General features: G+C 73.8%; 18 protein-coding genes. 12 read left to right on the top strand and 6 right to left on the bottom strand.

What is annotated here, in order from left to right; translation table 11 throughout:
- Positions 1-11: 11 nt before the first annotated feature.
- Entirely contained in the window at positions 12-1,226 is a 1,215-nt protein-coding gene (locus tag ACWC97_RS30360; protein WP_450652776.1) for a S8 family serine peptidase, read from the top strand.
- Between the two features lie 47 nt (positions 1,227-1,273).
- A complete protein-coding gene (locus tag ACWC97_RS30355; RefSeq protein ID WP_450652775.1) occupies positions 1,274-2,092 on the top strand; it encodes a class I SAM-dependent methyltransferase in 819 nt (272 codons plus the stop codon).
- Between the two features lie 32 nt (positions 2,093-2,124).
- Here the strand turns inward: ACWC97_RS30355 and ACWC97_RS30350 are convergent, their stop codons facing one another.
- Positions 2,125-3,360 (bottom strand): MFS transporter, encoded by a 1,236-nt coding sequence (locus ACWC97_RS30350; protein ID WP_450652773.1) that lies wholly within the window; start codon positions 3,358-3,360, stop codon positions 2,125-2,127.
- A gap of 38 nt (positions 3,361-3,398) precedes the next feature.
- Between ACWC97_RS30350 and ACWC97_RS30345 the strand changes: the two genes are divergently transcribed.
- Positions 3,399-3,992 (top strand): CGNR zinc finger domain-containing protein, encoded by a 594-nt coding sequence (locus ACWC97_RS30345; RefSeq protein ID WP_450652771.1) that lies wholly within the window; start codon positions 3,399-3,401, stop codon positions 3,990-3,992.
- A 12-nt stretch (positions 3,993-4,004) separates the two neighbouring features.
- Here the strand turns inward: ACWC97_RS30345 and ACWC97_RS30340 are convergent, their stop codons facing one another.
- On the bottom strand, positions 4,005-4,571 hold the full coding sequence (locus ACWC97_RS30340; protein WP_450652769.1) for an O-methyltransferase: 567 nt from the start codon (positions 4,569-4,571) through the stop codon (positions 4,005-4,007).
- Positions 4,572-4,773: 202 nt separating this feature from the next.
- Between ACWC97_RS30340 and ACWC97_RS30335 the strand changes: the two genes are divergently transcribed.
- Together ACWC97_RS30335 and ACWC97_RS30330 are read left to right on the top strand one after the other, a co-directional pair.
- Positions 4,774-5,943, top strand: a complete 1,170-nt coding sequence (locus tag ACWC97_RS30335) for a hypothetical protein (protein ID WP_450652767.1) — start codon at positions 4,774-4,776, stop codon at positions 5,941-5,943.
- A gap of 174 nt (positions 5,944-6,117) precedes the next feature.
- Positions 6,118-8,430 (top strand): hypothetical protein, encoded by a 2,313-nt coding sequence (locus tag ACWC97_RS30330; protein ID WP_450652765.1) that lies wholly within the window; start codon positions 6,118-6,120, stop codon positions 8,428-8,430.
- A 17-nt stretch (positions 8,431-8,447) separates the two neighbouring features.
- Here ACWC97_RS30330 and ACWC97_RS30325 read toward each other — a convergent pair whose 3' ends face one another.
- Positions 8,448-8,660 (bottom strand): DUF4287 domain-containing protein, encoded by a 213-nt coding sequence (locus tag ACWC97_RS30325; protein WP_366297054.1) that lies wholly within the window; start codon positions 8,658-8,660, stop codon positions 8,448-8,450.
- 225 nt (positions 8,661-8,885) lie between these two features.
- Between ACWC97_RS30325 and ACWC97_RS30320 the strand changes: the two genes are divergently transcribed.
- Entirely contained in the window at positions 8,886-9,704 is an 819-nt protein-coding gene (locus ACWC97_RS30320) for an alpha/beta fold hydrolase (protein ID WP_450652763.1), read from the top strand.
- Between the two features lie 33 nt (positions 9,705-9,737).
- On the opposite strand, the gene ACWC97_RS30315 is transcribed toward ACWC97_RS30320, so the two are convergent.
- Positions 9,738-10,079, bottom strand: a complete 342-nt coding sequence (locus ACWC97_RS30315; RefSeq protein WP_352279985.1) for a DUF5713 family protein — start codon at positions 10,077-10,079, stop codon at positions 9,738-9,740.
- Between the two features lie 316 nt (positions 10,080-10,395).
- On the opposite strand from ACWC97_RS30315, the gene ACWC97_RS30310 reads away from it, so the two are divergent.
- Entirely contained in the window at positions 10,396-10,845 is a 450-nt protein-coding gene (locus ACWC97_RS30310; RefSeq protein ID WP_450652761.1) for an SUKH-4 family immunity protein, read from the top strand.
- Between the two features lie 19 nt (positions 10,846-10,864).
- On the opposite strand, the gene ACWC97_RS30305 is transcribed toward ACWC97_RS30310, so the two are convergent.
- Entirely contained in the window at positions 10,865-11,458 is a 594-nt protein-coding gene (locus ACWC97_RS30305) for a TetR/AcrR family transcriptional regulator (RefSeq protein WP_352279987.1), read from the bottom strand.
- Positions 11,459-11,727: 269 nt separating this feature from the next.
- Here ACWC97_RS30305 and ACWC97_RS30300 point away from each other — a divergent pair, with 269 nt between their 5' ends.
- The 4 genes from ACWC97_RS30300 to ACWC97_RS30285 are packed head-to-tail and all read left to right on the top strand — an operon-like array spanning position 11,728 to position 16,586.
- A complete protein-coding gene (locus ACWC97_RS30300) occupies positions 11,728-12,285 on the top strand; it encodes a (2Fe-2S)-binding protein (RefSeq protein ID WP_450652759.1) in 558 nt (185 codons plus the stop codon).
- The gene (locus tag ACWC97_RS30295) at positions 12,282-13,274 is read left to right on the top strand and encodes an FAD binding domain-containing protein (protein WP_450652757.1); all 993 of its coding nucleotides are present in this window, start codon (positions 12,282-12,284) and stop codon (positions 13,272-13,274) included. Before ACWC97_RS30300 ends, ACWC97_RS30295 begins: the two co-directional genes overlap by 4 nt.
- Positions 13,271-15,436, top strand: coding sequence for a xanthine dehydrogenase family protein molybdopterin-binding subunit (locus ACWC97_RS30290; RefSeq protein WP_450652755.1), 2,166 nt, complete (start codon positions 13,271-13,273; stop codon positions 15,434-15,436). The genes ACWC97_RS30295 and ACWC97_RS30290 overlap by 4 nt, the downstream gene beginning before the upstream one ends.
- Positions 15,429-16,586, top strand: coding sequence for an XdhC family protein (locus tag ACWC97_RS30285; protein ID WP_450652753.1), 1,158 nt, complete (start codon positions 15,429-15,431; stop codon positions 16,584-16,586). The genes ACWC97_RS30290 and ACWC97_RS30285 overlap by 8 nt, the downstream gene beginning before the upstream one ends.
- A gap of 43 nt (positions 16,587-16,629) precedes the next feature.
- Here ACWC97_RS30285 and ACWC97_RS30280 read toward each other — a convergent pair whose 3' ends face one another.
- A complete protein-coding gene (locus ACWC97_RS30280; RefSeq protein ID WP_450652751.1) occupies positions 16,630-17,550 on the bottom strand; it encodes a LysR family transcriptional regulator in 921 nt (306 codons plus the stop codon).
- Between the two features lie 145 nt (positions 17,551-17,695).
- On the opposite strand from ACWC97_RS30280, the gene ACWC97_RS30275 reads away from it, so the two are divergent.
- The gene (locus ACWC97_RS30275; protein ID WP_450652749.1) at positions 17,696-18,928 is read left to right on the top strand and encodes an MFS transporter; all 1,233 of its coding nucleotides are present in this window, start codon (positions 17,696-17,698) and stop codon (positions 18,926-18,928) included.
- Positions 18,929-19,044 lie beyond the last annotated feature (116 nt).

Below are 19,044 nucleotides of genomic sequence, written 5' to 3'. Positions count from 1 at the left end.
GGTACGTCCCGATGAACCGGCCGCCCCGAACCGTGCCCGTGCTGCTGTCCGCCGCCCTGGCCGTGGCGGTGCCGCTCGTCGCGGTGTCCTCCGCCCCGGCCTCCGCCGACACGGCGCTGCCCCGGATCTCCTCGGCCCCGCCGCGGGACGGCGGCTGCGTCAAGCCGTCGAAGAAGCGTCCGGCCGATGTCCCGTGGCCGCAGCAGTACATCGCGCCGTCCCGAGCCTGGGAGACCACCCGTGGCGCGGGCGCCGTCGTCGCCGTCGTCGACACCGGCGTGGACGCCCGGAACAGCCCGGCTCTGGTGGGCCGGGTCACGCCCGCGTCGGACGCGGCCGGAACCGACTGCATCGGTCACGGTACGTTCGTGGCCGGGCTGATCGCCGCCGCGCCGCGCTCCGGTACGGGCTTCGCCGGGGTCGCCCCGGAGGCCCGGATCGTCGCGGTCCGGGCCACGGCGGCGGACGGCACCGCCACCGCGAACAGCGTCGCCGCCGGGATCGACGCGGCCGTCGCCCGCCGCGCGCGTGTCATCGACGTACCGATCGCGCTGGCCAAGGGCAGTCCGGCGCTCACTGCGGCCGTACGCGGCGCGGTGCGGAGCGGCGCGCTGGTGATCGCTCCGGCGTACGCCTCGAACAGATCGCTCACCGGATCCGGGGACACCCCCGCACCGGCCGCCTACCCGGCGGCGCTGCCGGACGTCCTGGCCGTCGCCGGGCTGGGGCCGGGGGGCGTTCCCGACCAGCGGCTCGCCCCCCGCACCGCGCCCGACCTGGCGGCGCCCGGCACCGCCGTGATGAGCATCGGCCCCGGTGGCACGGGCAGTTTCACGGGGGACGGCGCCGAGCTGGCCACCGCCTTCGTCGCGGGGGCCGCCGCGCTCGCCCTCGCCGCACACCCACAGCTGACACCCGCGCAGCTGACCGACCGGCTCACCGCGACGGCCTACCACATCCCGGCCGGAAAGGCGCTGGTCGGCGCGGGCACGGTGGACCCCGTCGCGGCCGTCACGGCGCCTCTCGCCACCGCCGGGGCCGTACCGGATCCGCCCGGCCCGGCCGCGCTGCGCATGCCGCCGCCCGAGGAGCACGGCGGCCGGACCGCGGCGATCGCCGTCGCTTCCGCCGCCGGGGTGGCCGTCCTCGTCACGGGTTTCGTCGCGTTCACCCTGCCCCGGGGCCGCCGCCGGGGATGGCGCCCCGGAACCCCGGAGTCCGGCTGACGGCCGCCCGCCCGGTGCGGGCCCCGGCCCTCTGCCAGAATCGCTCCATGGTCGACCACGATGCCGCCGCGCCCGCCCCCTCCGGCCAGGGTTGTCTGCTGGACAACCGGCAGTCGGAGGCCGGGATCCGCTTCGGTGCCCTCAGCGAGCTGTTCGACCCGGTGACGTTCCGGCATGTCGACCGGCTCGGCATCACCACCGGCATGCGGTGCTGGGAGGTAGGCGCCGGTTGCCCCTCCGTGCCGCTCGGGCTGGCCGAGCGGGTCGGTCCGACGGGCGCGGTGGTCGCCACCGACATCGACGTGTCGTGGACCGGGGACCTCGGCGGTGTGGTCGAGGTGGTGCGGCACGACGTGGCGGCCGACCCTCCCCCGCCGGGCGGCTTCGACCTCGTCCACGCCCGGCTGGTCCTGGTCCACGTCACCGACCGCGCCGAGGCGCTGCGCCGGATGATCCAGGCGCTGCGGCCCGGTGGCCGGCTGCTTCTGGAGGACGCCGACCCCGGGCTGCAGCCGCTGCTGTGCCCGGACGAGTGCGGTCCCGAGCAGCGGCTGGCGAACCGGCTGCGGGCCGGTTTCCGTTCCCTGATGGCGGCGCGCGGCGCGGATCTCGCGTACGGGAGGACGCTGCCCCGGCTGCTGCGCGAGGCGGGGCTGGCCGGCGTCGAGGCCGATGCGTACTTTCCGATCACCTCGCCCGCCTGCGCGGTTCTGGAGGCCGCGACCGTACGGCAGATCCGCGGTCTGCTGGTGTCGGAAGGGCTCGCCACCGACGCGGAGATCGAACGTCACCTGGCGAACGTGGCCTCGGGCGACCTGGACCTCGCCACCGCGCCCCTGGTCTCCGCCTGGGGGCGCCGCCCCTGACCGCCGGCCCCCGACCCGCACGTGAAAGCCTGTCAGGGACGGCCCCGGGCACGCGCCCTCCTGGAAAGTGACCCGCCCGGTACGCCCACGATCGGCAGGGCGCCTCCGAGGACCGACGCACTCGCGGCGAGCAGCAGCGTGCCGGGGAGCGATCCGTGTGCGAGCGGCCCGGCGGCCGCTGCCCCCAGGGCGAATCCGGTGATCTTCAGACTGGCGCCGGTGGTGAAGATCTGGCCGCGCAGCCGTTCCGGGGCCTCGCGGTGACGGACCGCGAACAGAGCCGTCAACTGGGGGCCTTCGCCCGCACCGAGTACGAGCGCCGCCACGATCAGCGGGGCCGGCTGGAGCGACGCCGCCAGTGCCAGGGCCACGGCCTGGGCCAGGGCACCGGCCGCCAGCACCGTGGCGGGCCCGGCCCGGTGCGGGAACCGTGCGAGTACGGCGTTGGCACCCAGCCCGGAGACGGCCGCGAGGGCGAGCAGCAGCGCCCCGCGTCCCGCACCGCCGAGGACCTGCTCGCCCAGCGGGGCGGTGCACACCGCCAGCATGCCCTGCGCCGCACAGCAGACGACCGAGCCGAGGGTGGCCCGGGCCAGTTGCGGCCGCCCGGCGATGGCCCGTACCCCGGCGACCGTCTCGGTGCCGATCGACCGGATCCGGAGCTTCCGGCCGGAGCGGGCCGTCGGCCGGGGCCGGTCGTCGCCGGCGGGGACGCCGGGCAGCAGCCACGCGGCCGGCAGCGCCGCCCCGATGAGCCCGGCGGCGAGCACCACGGCCATCGGCGCGCCCACCAGTTCCGCCGCGCCGCCCGCGAGCGCGCGGCCGACCAGGCTCGCCGCGCCGTAGGTCATGGCGTCCAGCGCGTTCGCCCGGGGCAGGCGGTCGCCCGTCGCCACCCGGGGCAGCTGGGCGGTCCACCCGCCCGAGAGGGCCGGCCCCAGCAGTCCCGCGCAGGCCGCGATCAGGACCGCGACACCGAACGGGAGCCGGCCCAGCGCCACGAGCACCGCCCCCAGACCGGCCCCGTACAGCACCAGGGCCACGGCCAGCATGCGCCCCGGCCGCTCCGCCCGGTCGAGAAACACCCCCAGCACCGGCCCGCCCACCGCGGCGGCGATCGTGATGCCCGCGAGCAGTGCCGAGGCGTCACCGGGCGATCCGGCCGCCGTGAAACCCACCAGCAGCAGGGCCGGTCCCGACATCTCGTCACCGGCGCGGGCCGCCAGCGCTCCGGCGAGGTACAGCCGGAGGGGGTAACGCTTCAGCATGGCCGGAACGTTACTCAGGTAACTCAAAACTCAGCAAGATGCGTTACATTGCCGAGGTGTCCCCTCCTACTGACGACTGGTCCACCCGGCACTCCGTGCTGGCCATGGCGCGGCGGACGGCCGCGCTGGTCAACGTGCTCGACGGCGACTCCCCGGACCCGGCCGCCGTCGCCGAAGTGCTCCGCGCCCACGGCGAAGCGGACCCCCTCGGCCTCACCGCTGACGATGTCGACGGGATGCGGACGGCCGCCGCCCTGTTGCGGGAGGTCTTCGCCGCCGGGAGCACCGACGAGGCCGCCACCACCCTCAACCGCCTCCTGCGGGAACACACCGTTCCGCTCCGGCTGACCTCGCACGGAAGCACCACACCCTGGCACCCCCATCTCGACCGGGACGACGACGCGCCCTGGGAGGAGTGGTTCCTCGCCTCGTCCTGCGTGGCCCTGGCGGTCCTCGTCTGGGACCGGCAGCAGCCGCCCGGCAGGGTCTGCGCCTCGACCTCCTGCCGGAACGTCCTGCTCAGGCAGGGCAGCGGGCCCGAGCGCCGCTACTGCTCCCGCCGGTGCGCCACCCGCGAACGCGTGGCGGCCCACCGCCGCTCCCGCGCGGAACGGCGGCCCGACGGGAGCTGACGCCGCCCGGCCCTACGGGCGCCGTGACGCGAGGACGGCCGAACTCGTCGGCGTGGTGAGCACCTCGGTGGCCTCCAGAGCCGGATGCGTGAGGTAGAAGAGGCGCAGCTCGTCCGCCTCGCCCTCGAAGCGGGGCGGCCAGTGGGGCGACGGGGTGAAGTCGTCCATGACGAGCAGCCCGCCGGGCGCGAGCAGTTCGATCACCCGCTGCCCGTCGTCCCGTTTGCCGCCCCCGTCGCAGAAGAAGACGTCGAAGGGGGCGTGCCGTTCGAGCAGCCGCCAGTCCCCGGTGAGCACGTGGACTCTGTCGTCGTCCGCGAAGAGACCGGCGGCCCGGCGGGCCAGCCCCTCGTCGCGTTCCACGGTGATCAGGCGCGCGCCGGTGCCGAGTCCACTGTGCAGCCAGGCGGTGCCCACCCCGGCCCCGGTGCCGCTCTCCGCGACGACTCCCTGCGGCTTCGCGGCGGCGGCCGTGCTGAGCAGCCGGCCCATGTCCCGGGTGCAGCTCTTCCTGAACCCCGACTCCGCGGCGATGCGCTCCGCCGCCACCACCCGCTCCGGCACCACACGCTCCGCCATCGGCAACCCCCTCGGTACTCGTCGGGCACGACGCTATCCGACTCGCTCGCCGCATCGCGCGATGCCCCGACGGACAGGAACCGGACGTCCGGGCGCGCCTCCGGGCAAGTCGAGGTCCGGCTGTGATCCGTACGTGACCGGCGGCTCGTACGCTCCATGGCCGGGGGACGCACACGATGAACGGTTGCTACGGGGGCGGAAGATGACGTATCGGCAGGCGGCGCTACCAGCGGTGGTCGCGGGGCTGCTCCTCACGGCGCTCCTGTGGTGGGCGGGGTCGAGTGCGCAGGCTCTTGAACTGCCGGGGACCACGGGAGTGCTCGGCGGCCGGACCACCGCCGAGCTGGGGTACTGGCTCACCCCCTGGTCCTACGACCCACCGGCCGCGTACCGGTTCGGCGCCGAGGCGTCCGGCGGGCTCGCCGGGACGGCCGGGGGTGACGGCTCCCGCTATCTCACGCTCTACACGACGGCGATGCAGATCCGGTTCGCCGCGGTCTTCGCGTTCTTCGTGCCCGGGGCGCTGCTCCTGATCCGCAGGCTGCCGCCGGTGAGCGGCCGGGCCCCGGCCACGGCGCTCGCGCTGTGGGCCTGGGGTCTGGTGGCCGGGACGCTCGCGGTGACGGTGTCCGCCCCCTGGCTCATCGCCTCGCAGGGGCACGGCAGTTACCGGTTCCTGCCCCAGTGGGCGGGCGCGATGTCCTCCGGGCAGCAGATCGTCGTGGTGACCGCGCTGGTCGCGGCGGGCGCGGCCGTGCTTCTGGCCCGGATCACCGCGCGGGAGGCCGAGCCACCGGCGCGAACGGTGGTCCCGGCGCGCTCCGCCCGCATGGCCGCCACCGCCGGGACCCTGGTGGTCGCGGTGTCGCTGGTGGTCCTCTCGTACCAGCCGGTCACCGCCCGCATCCAGGAGGTCTCCCCGGGCATCGGGGTACTGGCCGAGCCGGGTGATCTGCTGCGCCAGTGGCTCCTGCTCGGGGCGTGGTCGGGACCGGCGGGCACGCCGGTCGGCGACTGGTTGCTGCGCCGGGCCGTCGACGCGCTGCTGCTGGCCGTGGTGTGGTGGGCGTTGAGGCGGCTTCCCTCGCTGCTCACCCGGGTCACCGTACCGGCGATGGCGGCGGTGGCGGTGTGCGCGACGGTTTTCGGCCTGCTGGTCTGCCAGGTCATGCGGATGGCCGTGGACCAGGCGGACTCCCGGCAGGGGCCGATGCGGTGGGCGGCCGATCTGGGCAACAACGTCCCGGCAGCCCTGCTCTTCGGGGTGGTGGCGGGAGCCGTCGCCGCGCTCCTCCTGCGGACCGCGGCCCGCCGCGACCGCCCGCAGGACGGTGGATCCCCCGCGCCCGCCATCCACGCGACGGACGCGTAGCACGCCTCGTCGGGCGTGGGCCCCGACGGTTGGACACATCGCTCCGACCGAAAAATCTCGTTGCCCGCGTTCGATAAGGCGTTCTAATGTCATGCCCATCGGCGTGTAGCTCAGTAGCAGAGCACCGGGCTTCAGACCCGGAGGGCGCAGGGGCGGAACCTGCCACGTCGGCTTATGAACGACGACGCTGAGCAGCAGCACTCCTCCCCGGCCCCGGACCTCTCCTCGGGCTACGCCGGGACCATGCGGGCCAGGGCCTTCCTGACCTGGCTGACGCACGACGAGCCCGGGACCCGGGAGCGCGCCGCGCACCGGGTCGGCCGCTGGCAGGCCGTGCTCGACGGGATGGCCGACGGCCGCCTGGCCATCGGCTCGCGCACCCCGGTCGCGGACCTGCCCGCGTGGGTGACCCCGGAGGTCGTACGGGGAGGTTTCGCGACCTCCGCGGCGAGCGCCGAGGGCCCTCTCCAGCCGTACGAACACGAGGTCGTCGCCCTGGCGGGCATCCCCGCCGAGCGCCGCGCCCTGTTCGCGTACTGCCTCACCGAACCGGGGCTGGCGCGCCTGTACGCGCTGCTCGACAGCGGACGGTACGAGATCGCCGTGCCCGAGGAGGCCGCGCTGCTGACCGTGGCCTGGCTGGTGCGGTCCGGGGACGTGGCCGGTGCGCTGGAACTCGTCGAGGTGCTGGAGCCGTGGGCCGGGCGGCTGCGCTTCACGCCCCGCCCGTCCGAGCTGCCCGCGCCGGATGTCCGGGCGCTCCACCGGAACACGGTCGGCGACGCCGCGTCCACCCTGTCCGCGCGGCGGCCCAATGCCGCGGTGGAGACGCAGCGCGAGGCCCTGGCCGTCTGGCAGCCCTTCGGGGACGAGCTGTTGTCGCACTGGCTGGAGACCGCGGGCTCCGGCCGGGTACTGGACCGTTCCCCCGACGACGCCTGGCGGGAACGGGGTGCCGAACTTCTGCGGCGCTACCGTCAGTTGGCCGCCGCTCACACCCGTTGCACCAAGCACCGCGACCCGAAGGAGAACCTGGGCATCCTGCGCACCGCCCTGGAGGAGACCGTCGCGGGCCGGACACTGACCGCGCGGCGGCTCGGGTTGTTGCGGCACGCGGTGGAGTCCATGGTCCGGCGGCGCGGCCGTCCGGGCTCCGGGCCGCACAGCGCGTTGCGCGCCCGCCAGGCGGCTCAGGCGGCCCTGCCCTCGCACCACGCGTTCGCGCGGCTGGTGCTGAGCCGGTTGTCCGGCCTCCCTCGGGAGACCGGGGCGCCCGATGTGGCCCCGCTGGTCGCGGACGTCTCGGCCGCCGAGGCCGCGGGGACGTCGCTGCCCGAGGGAGCGGTGGTGCCGGTGGCGGTGCGCCGCGTCGTGGAGGGCGCGCTGAGCGCTCCGCTCGGCACGCTCGTGGAACGGGGGGTGGTGCCGTCGGCCGAGGTCCTGGCCGAGCTGGTCCCGCAGCTCGTCGCCTCGGTCAGCGCCCAGGAGTACCAGGATCCGGCGCTGCGTACGCTCATGGCCGCGAACTACCGGGCGTTCCGCAACCGCCGCTCGCTACTTTTGCTGAACCTCGCCCGGCAGGTGCGGGTCGAGGAACTGCCCTGGGTGGCCGCGGTGGCCCGGTTCCGTGCCGGCGACGAGGGGCAGGAAGCGGCACGGACGGCCCTGCGTCAGCTCGGCGAACTGGCCGTGCAGGCGTTCCCCGGCACGATCCTGCCCAACCCGTTGGTCCGCGAACTCGGCGTGCTGGCGCGGCAGGCGGAGGCGGGTGCCCCGTTCGTCGAGGAGCTGGCCTCGGACATCTTCATGGGCACCTTCACCCCGAAGTTCCTGGCGTCGGCACGGATCGCCGCCGAACTGCTCCGCGGCACGCTGTACGAGCGCTACTACGCGATCGACTACGCGGCCGTCCGCAATCTGGCGGTCGTCGAGGCGGGCGCGTCGCTGAGCCGCGGTCACCGGGCACGCACCTCACCGGGGTTCGCCTCCCTGTGCGTCGCCCGGGCGGGCGGGGCCGGGGACCGGTTCTCCGTGGCGGCCAACGGCACGGTGATCGAGCAGGCCCAGATCCTGACCACGCACAATCTGGCCACCCTGGTCGGCCGGGTCGGGATCGAGCCGGAGCCCGGGTGGGAGGATCTGGCCCTGCGCTCCTTCACCACCGTGTGCGCGCTGACCGCCCGGGTGCACGGCAACCCGCGGCCCCTGTCCACGATCAAGGACGTGGCCTACGCGTGGCGCCAGATGGTGTTCCACCTGTCGCTCTGCGACGCCGCGGGACAGGCCCGGGCGATCGCCCGGCTGGACGCCGAGGCGGACCGCTTCCCGTGGCATGTCGCGGCGCGGCTGGCTCCGGCGCTGACCGGCCTGCGCCGGGCGGCGGCCGGTCGGTCCCCGGAGAGCGGCGGCGGGCGCCGCCTCCTCGGCTGGACCACCGAGCGCCACTGGCTCCGCCCGGATCCGGCGACGGGTCCGGGCCGGGCCTGAGCCGCCCGGCGGACCGCTCACTTCCCGCTGTCCTCGGCGAGGGTGTGGGCGACCAGGGCATTGGCGTGGCCGTGGCCGAGTCCGTGCTCGGCCTTGAGCCAGGAGACGAGTTCCATGTGCTTGGTCAGTGGCGAGGAACGGATCAGGTCCTTCCACTCCGAGACGGGACGTCCGTACTTCTTCTCGATCGATGGGAAGTAGCTGGCAGGGCCCTTGACCGGTTCAGCCATGTCGCGTTGTCCTCTTCCTTCTGTCCACCGTTGACGATCTTGAACTGTTCCCTCGTGCATACCCGGCCACGAGCGGCCGACTACTGGAACTGGACGGTACAGTACCCACACGAAAACTGGACTGTCCAGTACTCAATCCTTGCGGGCGGGCCGAAGTACGGCCTGCCTCGCAGGCGGCGCCGCCGGGATACGCTCCCCCAGGCCGACACCCGGGAGGGACGACTCATGGCATGGGCCGAACGCACCGTCGTACGGGACGGTGTACGACTTTCCTGTCGTGACCACGGAGGAACAGGGACGCCCGTCGTCCTCCTTCACGGCCTGGCCGGCCACGCGGGCGAATGGGACTCCGTGGCACGGCGGCTCAGCCCCGCCCACCGGGTCGTCACCGTCGACCAGCGCGGCCACGGAGCCAGCGAGCGCCGCCCCGGCGACGTCTCGCGGGCCGCCTACGTCGCCGATGTCGTCGCCGTACTCGACCAGCTCGGCCTCCAGCGGCCGGTGCTCGTCGGTCAGTCGCTGGGCGGCCACACGGCCATGCTCACCGCGGCGGCGCACCCCGGGCTCGTCCGCGCGCTCGTGCTGGTCGAGGCCGGCCCCGGCGGCCCCGATCCGGAACTGCCCGCCCGGATCGACGGATGGCTCGACAGCTGGCCGGTGCCGTTCGCCACGCGGGAGGAGGCCGTCGGCTTCCTCGGCAGCGGCCCGGTCGGCGAGGGGTGGGCGGCCGGACTGGAGGAACGCACGGACGGGTGGTGGCCCCGATTCGACCGGGACGTGATGGTCGACTCGCTGGCCGAGAACGCCCGGTGCGACACCTGGGGTCGGTGGGCCGAGATCCCCTGCCCCACCCTGGCCGTCCTCGGGCAGTCCGGCTTCATCCCTCCGCAGGACGCCGACCGGATGCTCAAGGACCGGCCGGAGACACTGGCCGTCAGCATCCCCGGAACGGGGCACGACGTGCACCTCGAACGCCCCGAGGTTCTTTACCGGCTCCTCTCGGACTTCCTCGACGCCCTCCCGGCCGGGGCTCCGGAGGACTGACCGCCCGCTCCGCGCCCGGCAGAGCGGGCGCTCTCACCACTCCCGGGCCGCGATCAGCTCCTCCGCGTCCGCCTCCGGGAAGCCGTACGCGGATGCCACGAACCAGAACTCCTCGCCTATCTCCTCCCGGGCCACGGTCTCGATCTCGCTCCCGGCGGCCTCGAACTCGACCTCCAGCAGGTTGAACCGCTCGGTCGCCGCTTCCGTGAGCGCGTACAGGGCCGGCAGATCCGCCGGGCTCTCGGCCTCGATGCGCTCGCACAGCTCCAGCAGGATCGCCCTGCCCTTGTCCAGGACGTGGTCCGGGTAGTAGTCGTCCCTGTACAGCGACTGCAGAAAGGGGCGCTCTGCCACCTTCTGGTTGGCGATCGGCATGGGGCCCTCGTCTCTCCCGAAGAATCGTGGGACCGATCTTGCCTCACCCCACTGACAGTGCCCTCGTGGCGGTCGGCGGCGCTGCGGTCGCTACGGCCGGTCGATGGCGTGCGCCCGCAGAAAGGCGCCCGCGTGAGCGGCAGCCTCCTCCTTCGTCGCCCGAAGTGCGACGTCCTCGCCTTCCTCCCGGGTCCCGTCGGCGCCGGTGGCGGACCATCGCGCGCAACCATGGTTACCGAATTGGGGCACCCCCAATCCGGCCGACCACCGATTCCCCGCCGGTCGCCCTGTCAGTGCCGAGCGCTACGTTGCCCGCATGGACGACGACATGACGCTCGCTCCGCTCCTCGCGGAATGCACCGGCGCCCCTTACCCCGGCCATTGGCAGGACGCCCCCTTCACCGACCGCACGGTCGACGGGGTGCGCTACGCCTTGGTGGCCCTCGATCCCGGGCTGAGCGCGCTCGGCGTGCGCCGTGCCGACGGTTCGCTCTGGGAGCTGCCGGAGGACGGCACGCCCCATCTGGTGAACTCCGACATCGCGGCATTCCTGGCCTTCACCCGCGCGTACACGGAGGCCGCGGAGGAGGCCGATGCCCACCCCGGGTCGGACCAGGGATCCGAGGACGCCGCGGAAGAGGCGGCGGACGCGCTCACCGAAGCCCTCGTCGCGCGGTTCGAAGGGCTCGACGCGGCGGCGGTCACCGACGAGAACTCCTTCTGGTGCGTCGCCGCGGAGGAGCTGGGATACGGCATGAACGCCTAGGGGGGTGTCTGACACCCCCCTAGGGTCCATTCCGTTCCACTCCCGGGGCTCCCGCCCGCAGCCCGTCCATGACCAGGTCGAGCAGGCGCTCCGCACGCGGCCGCCAGTCGCCGTGCGGGTCGAGCTGCCAGAGGCCGGCGATGGCCAGGAGGAAGTCCTCGGACGTCAGCCCCGGGCGGATGGTGCGGGCCCGCTCGTTCGCGTCCAGCAGCAGTTCGACCGCCCGGGTGACCGGGCCGTGCCCCAAGGGGGCCAGGCCGCCGGGCCTGCCCGTCGACGTGCGCAGCGCGTCGGCCAGGCCCGCCTTGGCCATGGCGTACTGGGCGAGACGGTCCATCCATTCCCGGAGCGCCCGGTCGGGCGCGCGGGTCCGCAGCAGCTGTTCGGCCGCGTCGGCCACCTGCTGCATCTCGTAGCGGTAGACCTCCAGCACCAGGGCCTCGCGGTGCGGGAAGTTCCGGTAGAACGTCCCCTGCCCCACCCCCGCCTTCTTCGCGATCACGCTCAGCGGGGCGTCCGCCGCCCGCGTCAGTTCGGCCAGCGCGACCTCCAGGATGCGCTCGCGGTTGCGGCGCGCATCCGGACGCAGCGGCACGTTCTTCCCGTCCCGCACTCGCCCTCCTCCCCAAGGACCGCGGCCGAGTCCGTCCTTGCTGAGCGGACAGCTGTCCGCTAGGTTCGACAACAAATGGACAGTTGTCCGCCTGAATTCACCATAGTGGCAGATCGGGTCGGCGCCTCCGGACTTCACCCCTCCGCCAGCGGTTCATCGCGTTCCTGTCGTTCCGTCGTCCTCTCCCTCCGGCCCCTCCCGGACCTACCGGGCCATGGCCGGGATCGTCTCGCTCGACGCGCATCACCCATGCGAAAGAAGGCCGATTCATGACCCCATCGACGTCCAGTGTCATCACCCTGAACATCAATGGAGAGAAGTACACACTGCCCGTCGACCATCGCACCACCCTGCTCGACGCACTGCGCGAGCGGCTCGATCTGACGGGCTCCAAGAAGGGCTGCGACCACGGGCAGTGCGGTGCCTGCACGGTGCTGGTCGACGGCCGTCGCACACTCTCCTGCCTCCAGCTCGCGGTCGCGGCCGAGGAGCGTGCGATCACCACGATCGAAGGCGTCGCCGACGGTGAGCGGCTCCATCCCGTGCAGCAGGCATTCCTCGACCTCGACGGACTCCAGTGCGGCTACTGCACCCCGGGGCAGATCTGCTCCGCCATCGCGGTCATCGAGGAGCACGCGGCGGGCTGGCCGAGCGCGGCGACCGACGACGTACGACCGGAGGCAGGGATTCCGGCGCTCGACTCCGACGAGATCCGCGAGCGCATGAGTGGCAATCTGTGCCGCTGCGGCGCCTATGTGTCGATCGTGCAGGCAGTGGAACAGGCTGCCAGGGCTGCGGGTGGACAGGACAAGGAGGTTGTGGCGTGAGGGAGTTCGGCTACGAGCGGGCCTTCGACGTCGCGGGGGCGGTGGATCTGCTGGGCTCCGTTCCGGAGGCCCGCTACCTCGGCGGCGGCACGAATCTCGTCGACCTCATGAAGGCCGGGGTGGAGCGGCCCGCGCTGCTCGTCGACGTCCGTGGGCTGCCGCTCGACGGGATCGAGCCCACGCCGGACGGCGGATTACGCATAGGCGCGACCGTCACCAACAGCGATCTGGCGGCCCATCCGGAAGTCCGACGCCGTTACCCCGCGTTGACGCAGGCCGTTCTGGCCGGAGCGTCGGGGCAGCTGCGCAACATGGCCACGGTCGGTGGGAATCTGCTCCAGCGCACCCGCTGCGGCTACTTCACCGACCTCGCGGGTCCGTGCAACAAGCGCTCACCGGGCAGCGGGTGCGCCGCCGTCGAGGGCGAGCACCACAACCACGCGATCCTCGGTGCCTCCGCGCACTGCGTGGCGGTCCACCCCTCGGACATGGCGGTCGCGCTCGCGGCCTTCGACGCGGTCGTCGCCTACGAGTCGGCCGACGGGCCGGGCGAGGCCACGATCGAGGAGTTCTACCGGCCCGTGGGCGACACCCCGCACGTCGAGACCGTCCTGCCGCCCGGTGCGCTGATCACCTCCGTCGTGCTGCCGCCCGCCCCGGTCGCCGCCCGTTCGCGGTACCGGAAGGTGCGGGAGCGGGCCTCCTACGCCTTCGCGCTCGGCTCGGTCGCGGCCGCCGTCACCGTCCACGACGGTGCCGTACGCGATGCGCGCCTGGCGTTCGGGGCCGTCGCTTCGAGGCCGTGGCGGGCCCGGGCGGCGGAGCGGGCACTGATCGGGGGACCGGCGGACGCCTCGTCGTTCACCGCGGCGGCCGAGGCCGAGCTGGCCGCCGCCGAGCCCCTTGCCGACAACGGCTACAAGGTGACGCTGATACGGAACCTCGTCGTGGCCGTACTCACGGAACTCGCCGAGGAGGCCGCCCGATGACCACGACCACCAGCGCCACGAACCCGACCGGAGTCGTCGGTTCCGCCCATACCCGGCTGGAAGGCCGCGCCAAGGTCACCGGGGCCGCCCGCTACTCGGGGGAGGTGCCCTTCCCCGAACTGGCGCATGGCTGGCTGGTGCTGTCGACCGTGGCCCGTGGCCGGATCCGTTCCGTCGAGGACGGCCCCGTCCTGGAGATGCCCGGCGTCCTGACCGTGCTGCACCACGGGAACGCGCCCCGTCTCCATCTCGATTACATCGGCATGCTGGATCGGCCGAATCCGGTGATCGGCCTGTTCCAGCACGATCGGGTACCTTTCGCGGGCTGGCCCGTGGCCCTGGTGGTGGCCGAGACGTCCGAGCAGGCCAGAGAGGCCGCGGAGGCCCTGGTCGTGCGGTACGAGACCGAACCGCACGACGTGGAGTTCCGGGCCGGGCATCCCGATGCCTACACCCCGCGGGACAGCCCGCTGGTCGTGGCCGAGACGGCGAAGGGCGATCTGGAGGCCCGGCTCGGCGCCTCCGCGGTGGTCGTGGACGAGGAGTACACCACTCCGGAGGAACACCACAACGCGATGGAGCCGCACGCGGCGACGGCCCGCTGGGAGGGCGGCCGGCTCGACGTCATCGACTCCAACCAGGGCAGCACCTGGGTGGCGGGCGAGCTGGCGCAGCTCTTCTCCCTGGACCCGGCCTCGGTACGGATCCGGGCCGAGCACGTCGGCGGTGCCTTCGGCTCGAAGGGGCTGGCCCCGCACCTGGTGGCGGCCGTGATGGCCACGACGGTCCTGCGCCGTCCGGTCCGCACCGTGCTGACGAGGCGCCAGATGTTCTCCCTCGTCGGCTACCGCAGCCCTACCGCGCAGCGGATCAGGATCGGTGCCGATGCCGACGGGCGGTTCCTCGCCTTCGACCATCAGGCGCGGAGCGTCACGTCGACCGTGCACGAGTTCGTCGAGTCGAGTGCCGTGCTGGGGCGGGTGATGTACGACGCCGACGCGCACCACACCGGGCACCGGCTCGTCCGCCTCGACGTGCCGACGCCGACATGGATGCGGGCCCCGGGCGAGGCGCCGGGGTCCTTCGCCCTGGAGTCGGCCCTCGACGAGCTGGCCGAGAAGTCCGGCCTGGACCCGATCGAGCTGCGCCTGCGCAATGAACCAGAGCTCGGGCCGGTGTCCGGACTGCCGTTCAGCAGCCGCAATCTGGCGGCCTGCTTCGAGGAGGGGGCCCGCAGATTCGGCTGGGCCGGCCGGGACCCCCGCCCCGGGGTGCGCCGCGAGGGGCGCCGGCTGATCGGCACCGGCACGGCGGCGGCCACGTACCCCTCCGGGGTCGGCCCGTCCACGGCCGCCGTCACCGCGGAGCCGGACGGCAGCTTCACCGTGCGGATCAACGCGGCGGACGTCGGGACCGGGGCGCGGACGGCGATGGCCCTGGTCGCGGCGGAGGCCCTGGAGGTGCGGCCGGACCGGGTCCGGGTGCGCGTCGGGGACAGCGACCTGGGGCCGGCCATGATCGCGGGAGGCTCGATGGGGACGCGCTCCTGGGGCTGGGCCGTGGCCGTCGCCGCGAACGAGCTGCGGGAACGGCTGGCCCTGGGCGGCAGCGTTCCGCCGGAGGGCGTCACGACCCGGTCGGACACGACCGAGGCGGTCGGGGCCCTCGCGGCGAAGGAACGTCACTCCTTCGGTGCGCAGTTCGCCGAGGTCGCGGTGGACACGGACACCGGCGAGGTACGGGTGCGCAGGCTGCTCGGCATCTTCGCCGCGGGCACCATCGTGAACCCGCTCACCGCCCGTAACCAACTGGTGGGCGGCATGACCTGGGGGCTGTCCATGGCCCTGCACGAAGAGGCGCTCCGGGACCGGGCCACCGGCCGCCACGTCGGCGCGGATCTCGCCGGCTACCACTACGCCACGAACGCCGATGTGCCCCGGATCGAGGCAGACTGGGTGGACGATCCCATTCCCGGCGACCCGATCGGGATCAAGGGCATCGGCGAGATCGGCATCGTGGGCGTGGCGGCCGCCATCGCCAACGCGGTGTGGCATGCGACCGGTGTCCGCCACCGGGAACTGCCGATCCGTCCGGACCGGGTCCTGCGCGCGGCGCGGGAGGCCCGGGGCGGGGCGGGGGAAGGAGGCGCGCCGCGTGCTTGACATCGCCGAGCAGCTGAACCGGTGGTTCGAGGAGGGCCGGGACTTCGCCGTGGCCACCGTGGTGGCGGTCAGTGGCAGCGCGCCGCGCGGTCCCGGTGCCGCCCTGGCCGTCGCCGACGACGGCACGGCCGTCGGATCGGTGTCCGGTGGCTGCGTGGAGGGCGCGGTGTACGAGCTGTGCGTACGGGCCCTCCAGGACGGGCGCACGGTGCGGGAGCGGTTCGGGTACGACGACGAGGACGCCTTCGCCGTCGCGCTCACCTGCGGCGGTGTCGTCGATGTGCTGGTCACCCCGGTGCGTGCGGACGCACCGGTGGTCCGGGCCGGGGTGGCGGCGGCGTGCCGCGGGGAGTCGGCGGCCCTGGTCCGGGTGGCGGACGGTCCGGCGGAGCTGTTCGGCGGGGCGTTGCTGGTCCGCCCGGACGGGTCGTTCGAGGGCGGTCTCGGCGGTGGCCGGGAGCTGGACCGGGTCGCGGTGGCGGAGGCCCGCGCGATGCTGGACGGCGGGCGTACCGGGACCTTCGAGGTCTCGGAGAGCGGTTCGCGCTGCCCGGGCGAGGTGACGCTGTTCGTGGAGTCGAGGATGCCGCCGCCCCGCATGATCGTGTTCGGTGCCGTGGACTTCGCGACGGCGCTCGTACGGGCGGGAAAGTTCCTCGGCTATCACGTGACCGTGTGCGACGCCCGGCCCGTCTTCGCCACCCGGGCCCGCTTCCCCGAGGCGGACGAGCTGGTGGTCGACTGGCCGCACCGCTATCTGCGGCGCACCGGCACCGACGCGCGGACCGTCCTGTGCGTGCTCACCCACGACGCCAAGTTCGACGTTCCGCTGCTGGAGGCCGCCCTGCGGCTGCCGGTCGCGTTCGTCGGGGCGATGGGGTCGCGCCGGACCCACGCGGACCGTGACCGCCGGCTGCGCGAGGCCGGGCTGACCGACGACGAGCTGGCTCGGCTGCGGTCCCCGATCGGCCTCGACCTCGGCGCCCGTACGCCCGAGGAGACCGCGCTGTCGATCGCGGCGGAGATCGTCGCGGCGCGGCGCGGCGGCACGGGGGTTCCGCTGACCGGTGCGGGCATGCCCATCCACCACGACGTCGACGGGGCGGAGCGGGGCGGGGACGGCGGGTCCCACTCCCGGTCGGCCGCGTGAGCGTCCTCCGGGGCCGGGGCCCGGTCACCCGCTGACCGGCCGGTCAGGAGGGTGTCCAGGTCCCGGCGCCGGAGTGGCCGAACCGGCCGGAGCGGAGGTGGTCCCGGAACGCGGCGAGCGCCGGGTGCGGATTGTCGTGGTGCCACACCAGTGAGTGCGGGTAGACCGGGGTGGGGTCCCTCAGGACGACCCGGCGCAGTCCGTGGTCGGCGGGCCAGGCGAACCGGGTCTGCTCGCCCACGAGGGTGGCCAGGGTCCGGGAGTCGGCGATGGTGTCCAGCAGGGGCTCGACGCCGAAGTCGGGGCCGGTGACCTCGATGGTGAACCCGAAGGCGGCGGCCAGGGCGTCGTAGTACGCGGCCCACTCGGTGCCCGGGACGATGCCGGGCATCCAGATGCGGTGCCCGGCGAGGTCGCCGGGGGCGATGGAGCGGGCGTCGGCGAACTCGTGGCCCGGTCCGGTGAGGAGTTGGATCGGCTCGTCGAGGACCCGGGTGCTCCTGATGTCGTCGGGAAAGCGCTGGCCGGGCATCGTGACGGCCCGGATGGACGCGTCGATCGTGCCGGACCGGACGGCGTCGACCGCCGCTTCGGCGTCGAAGAGGGTCACGGCGTCGAGGGCGACCTCGGGGCAGGCGCGGTGGAAGTCGCGCAGCAGGTCGGCCGGGGCCAGACGGCGGCCGATCACGTCGACGCGCAGTGCCCGGCGACCGGGCCGGACCGAGGCGAGGGCCCGCTCCCCGGTCCGCAGCAGGTCGCGGGCGTGCGGCAGGAACGCCTGCCCGTCGATGGTGAGCCTCGCCCCGCGGGAGGTGCGGGTGAACAGCCGCACACCGAGGTTCTTCTCCAGGGTCGCGATGCGTTTGGAGACCGCCTGCTGGGTGACGGACAATTCCGTGGCGGCATCCTGGAACCGCCCCGCGTCGGCGGCGGTCACGAAGGTGCGCACAGCGTCGAGATCCACATCGGGCATCGTACCGGCACAACAATCGGTTGTAATTCCGCACAGAACAGTTGTTTGCCCCGAGCGTCCAGCACTCGCTTTGATTCCGTCGATCAGCGTGTGGTTGTCCAGGTCGGCGAGAAGTGCGCGAGAGGTGTGTGGGGGAATGGCGGGCGGGCGGTCCCTGGGGCGGCGGTTCGGATGGTTGTGGTCGGCGTACGCCGTCAGCGCGTACGGGACGGGGCTCGGCTTCGGCGCGTTCGCCATGATCGCCGTGCTCGTCCTGGACTCCGGGCCGACTCAGGTGGCGGTGCTGGCCGCCGCCGGGCGGGCGGTGGGGGCGGTGCTGGCGGTTCCGCTCGGGCCGTGGGTGGAGTTCCGCCGCAAGCGGCCGGTCATGGTGGGGACGGACCTGCTGCGGTTCGCGGCGCTGCTGAGCGTCCCGGTGGCATACTGGTTCGGCCGGCTGAGCTTCGCCCAGCTCCTGGTCGTGTCGATCGTGGTCGCCGCGGCCAACATCGCCTTCAACTCCGCCTGCGGCGCGTACCTCAAGAGGCTTCTGCCGCCCGATGACCTGCTGGTCGCGAACGGCCGGTTCGAGTCGACGACCTGGTCGGCGACGATGGTCGGGCCGCCGCTCGGCGGGGCCGTGATCGCGGCGTTCGGGCCCGTGACGACCGTGATCGCCGATGCCTGCAGCTATCTGCTCTCGGCCCTGGGCATCCGTGCAATCGGCGGGACGGAGCCCCGCCCCGAACGGGCCGGGGCGGCTCGGCTGAGCGCGGGTGACCTGCTCGCCGGGTGGCGTCACATCCTCGACCACCCCACGCTGCGCCCGCTGCTCTTCAACGCGATCGTGGTCAACGGCCTGATCATGGCCTCCGAGCCGCTGCTCGCCGTGCTGCTGCTGGGTGATCTCGGCTTCGCCCCGTGGCAGTACGGGCTGATGTTCGCGGCGCCGTGCGTCGGCGGCCTCGTCGGCTCCCGCCTCGCGCGTCGGCTCGTGACCCGGTTCGGCCGGCGCGAGGTGCTGATGTCGGCCGGTGTCCTGCGGGCCTGCTGGCCCATCGGTCTGGCGTTCGTCGGGCCCGGTGTGCCGGGGATGGTGCTGGTGATGGCCGTCCAGCTCGGGCTGGTGACCTGTTGCGCGGTGTTCAACCCGGTGCTGGCCACGTACCGGCTCGATCACACGGAGTCCGGCCTGGTCGCCCGTACCCTCTCCGCATGGTCGGTCAGCAGCAGCCTCGCCATCGCCGGGACGACCGCCCTGTGGGGGGCGCTGGCCTCCGTGATCGGCACCCGGACGGCGATCGCCGTCGCGGGGATCGTTCTCCTCGCCACCCCGGTACTGCTCCCCCGCCGCGCGAACGCTCCGTCGAAGGACCTCGCGGACGCCTGAGCTACGGGGCGGACCACCGCTCGTCCCACCCCGTGGTGGGGGGGGGGGGGGGGGGCCCCCCCCCCCCCCCCCCGCCCCCCCCCCCCCCCACCAAAAACCCACCCGCGGGGGGGAGG

The organism is Streptomyces sp. NPDC001108, from assembly GCF_053598535.1.
The sequence above is the reverse complement of the archived record's forward strand: the minus strand, read 5'-3'. Positions and strand labels throughout refer to the sequence as shown.

Coding starts and splice junctions, on each gene's coding strand:
- ACWC97_RS30360 (WP_450652776.1), top strand. CDS start 12: ATGAACCGGCCGCCCCGAACCGTGCCCGTGCTGCTGTCCGCCGCCCTG.
- ACWC97_RS30355 (WP_450652775.1), top strand. CDS start 1,274: ATGGTCGACCACGATGCCGCCGCGCCCGCCCCCTCCGGCCAGGGTTGT.
- ACWC97_RS30350 (WP_450652773.1), bottom strand. CDS start 3,360: ATGCTGAAGCGTTACCCCCTCCGGCTGTACCTCGCCGGAGCGCTGGCG.
- ACWC97_RS30345 (WP_450652771.1), top strand. CDS start 3,399: ATGCGTTACATTGCCGAGGTGTCCCCTCCTACTGACGACTGGTCCACC.
- ACWC97_RS30340 (WP_450652769.1), bottom strand. CDS start 4,571: ATGGCGGAGCGTGTGGTGCCGGAGCGGGTGGTGGCGGCGGAGCGCATC.
- ACWC97_RS30335 (WP_450652767.1), top strand. CDS start 4,774: ATGACGTATCGGCAGGCGGCGCTACCAGCGGTGGTCGCGGGGCTGCTC.
- ACWC97_RS30330 (WP_450652765.1), top strand. CDS start 6,118: ATGAACGACGACGCTGAGCAGCAGCACTCCTCCCCGGCCCCGGACCTC.
- ACWC97_RS30325 (WP_366297054.1), bottom strand. CDS start 8,660: ATGGCTGAACCGGTCAAGGGCCCTGCCAGCTACTTCCCATCGATCGAG.
- ACWC97_RS30320 (WP_450652763.1), top strand. CDS start 8,886: ATGGCATGGGCCGAACGCACCGTCGTACGGGACGGTGTACGACTTTCC.
- ACWC97_RS30315 (WP_352279985.1), bottom strand. CDS start 10,079: ATGCCGATCGCCAACCAGAAGGTGGCAGAGCGCCCCTTTCTGCAGTCG.
- ACWC97_RS30310 (WP_450652761.1), top strand. CDS start 10,396: ATGGACGACGACATGACGCTCGCTCCGCTCCTCGCGGAATGCACCGGC.
- ACWC97_RS30300 (WP_450652759.1), top strand. CDS start 11,728: ATGACCCCATCGACGTCCAGTGTCATCACCCTGAACATCAATGGAGAG.
- ACWC97_RS30290 (WP_450652755.1), top strand. CDS start 13,271: ATGACCACGACCACCAGCGCCACGAACCCGACCGGAGTCGTCGGTTCC.
- ACWC97_RS30275 (WP_450652749.1), top strand. CDS start 17,696: ATGGCGGGCGGGCGGTCCCTGGGGCGGCGGTTCGGATGGTTGTGGTCG.